This window comes from Streptomyces sp. P17 (assembly GCF_032436805.1).
In the GTDB taxonomy this organism is placed as follows: Bacteria; Actinomycetota; Actinomycetes; order Streptomycetales; family Streptomycetaceae; genus Streptomyces.
Map to the genome: position 1 here is coordinate 1 of NZ_JAVRBF010000750.1, position 276 is coordinate 276.

Annotated in this window: 1 pseudogene; it reads right to left on the reverse strand. The window is 66.3% G+C overall.

From position 1 onward, the window contains the following. Positions 1–252, reverse strand: a pseudogene (locus tag RMT89_RS42810) (pilus assembly protein CpaE); the annotation flags it as partial. Positions 253–276 lie beyond the last annotated feature (24 nt).

Genomic DNA, 276 nt, shown 5'->3' on the forward strand with positions numbered 1-276 from the left:
GCCGATCACGATCACACGGGTGCCGGGATCGCAGACGCCGGCGAGGTCGTCGAGACCGGTCAGGATATCGCTGTGCCCATCGGTCTCCAGGATGATGACGTTGGGCGTCGGAGCCTTGTGATAGGTCTCGATGGCGGCTTCGATGCCGCCCATGTGCACGGAGAGGTGGGCCTTGGCGAGGCGGCGGTCTTCGGCGGCGGCGCGCGAGGTACTCGCGGTCGCCTCCGTGACACAAAAGACCTGCACAGACACGCGCGGCGCGGGTGAGATGTAATC